The sequence below is a fragment of the uncultured Aquincola sp. genome (assembly GCF_964001545.1).
GTDB lineage: Bacteria > Pseudomonadota > Gammaproteobacteria > Burkholderiales > Burkholderiaceae_C > Aquincola.
On record NZ_CAXFDV010000673.1, the window covers coordinates 1 to 1,699 of the forward strand.

Annotated in this window: 2 protein-coding genes; both read right to left on the reverse strand. The window is 72.1% G+C overall.

Features of this window, described 5'->3' with window-relative positions:
- Positions 1 to 131: 131 nt before the first annotated feature.
- Positions 132 to 1,088 carry a tripartite tricarboxylate transporter substrate binding protein gene (locus tag ABNT58_RS23705; protein WP_348755863.1) on the reverse strand — a complete coding sequence of 319 codons (957 nt, stop codon included), beginning with the start codon at positions 1,086 to 1,088 and terminating at the stop codon, positions 132 to 134.
- Positions 1,089 to 1,187: 99 nt separating this feature from the next.
- Positions 1,188 to 1,699: 3-keto-5-aminohexanoate cleavage protein (locus ABNT58_RS23710; protein WP_348755862.1), on the reverse strand; the 512-nt coding region annotated here is incomplete at its 5' end.

Here is a 1,699-nt window from a genome sequence, read left to right on the forward strand (position 1 = left end):
CGCCGCCGGGGCGGGCGGGGTCGGATGGTCTGTATCAAGGGCGGTGGGCATGGCGGCATGTTCGCCACGCGGGGGGCGCCGCACCAGCCCCGCCGGGGTAGATCTGCACTACCCGAAAGAGTCGTTCAGGCTCACTCGGCCGTGGCGCCGGACTCTCGCACCACGCGGCCCAGGCGAACGCTCTCGGTGCGGATCAGCCCACCGAACTGCTCGGGCGTGCCGCCCACCACCGGCGTGCCCAAAGCCTCCCACTTCTTCTTGAAGGCGGGGTCGGCAAAGATGGCGTTGAGCGTGGCATTGAGCTTGTCGACGATGGGCTGCGGCGTGCCGGTGCGCACCGCGATGCCGTGCCAGGCCGTCAGCTCGACACCCGGCAGGCCGGCTTCGGCCAGCGTGGGCACGTTGGGCAGCGCCGGGCTGCGCGTGGCGGAGGTCACGGCCAGCGGCACCAGCTTGCCGGCCTGCACATGCTGCAGCGAGCTGGCCAGGATGTCGAACATCACCGGCACCTGGCCGCCCACCACGTCGTTGAGCGCCGGGCCGGCGCCGCGGTAGGGCACATGGGTGAGCTTGGCGCCCACCGCCTTGCCGAAGATCTCGCCGGCCAGGTGCTGCGGCGTGCCGTTGCCGGCCGAGGCAAAGGTGATGGCGCCCGGCTCCTTGCGCACGCGGGCGATGAAGTCCTTGACGTTGCGGATGCCCATCGACGGATGGGTTTCCAGCACCAGCGGGAAGGACGAGATCTGGATCACCGGCTGCAGGTCGGTCAGCGCATTGAAGGGCATGGAGCGGAACAGGCTGGCGTTCACCGCCATCGGGCCGCTGGCAGCGAGCAACAGCGTCTGCCCATCGGCCGGCGCCTGGCGCGCCACTTCGGCGCTGCCCACGTTGCCGCCGGCCCCGCCCTTGTTGTCGATGATGACGGTGGCGCCCAGCCGGGTCTGCAGCTCGGGCTGCAGCAGCCGCGCCATCAGGTCGGTGGGGCCGCCCGGCGGGTACGGCACCACGAAGCGGATGGGCCCGCTGGGCCAGTGGCCGCCTTGCGCCGTGGCGGCAAACGGCAGCAGGCACAGGGCGGTGGCGGCCATGCCCAGCAAGCGGCGGCGCAGGGTCTGGCAGTGGGAGCGTGCGGTCATCGATGTCTCCGTTCTTATGGGTCTGGCGGTGGCGGGATGGGAAGGCGGGGCTCAGGCCGGCGTGAAGCGCTCACGCAACTGCTCGGCGGTGGCCAGCGGCCGGCCCAGGCAGCGGGCGGCCTCGGCGGCCTGGGCCACCAACGCCGCGTTGTCAGCGGCGGGCCAGCCGTCCTTGAGCAGCAGGTTGTTCTCGAAGCCAACGCGCACATGGCCGCCCAGCGCGGCGGCCGTCACCGCGCAGGCATGCTCGGTGGCGCCGAAGGCACACATGGCCCAGGGCTCGGCCCCGGTGTGGGCCTGCACGAAGGGCAGCAGGTCGTGCGGCGAAGAGGTCTGCCCCGCGCTGTAGCGCCCCAGCACGAACAGCAGAAACCACGGCCCATCGGGCACCGTGCCGGCGCTGCGCAGCGCCTGCCAGCGGCGCAGGTCGGCCACGTCGTACAGGATCACCTGCGTCATCACCCGTTCACGCACCAGCCAGCCGAAGAAGTCGGCCAGTGCGGCGTCGCCGGTCTCGGGGCGGTCGATCTCGCGCAGGCCCACCGACACGGCCTCGGGCCGCA

Bases quoted from the DNA above. Each gene is read 5' to 3' on its own strand.
- ABNT58_RS23705 (WP_348755863.1), bottom strand. From the start codon at position 1,088: ATGGCCGCCACCGCCCTGTGCCTGCTGCCGTTTGCCGCCACGGCGCAA.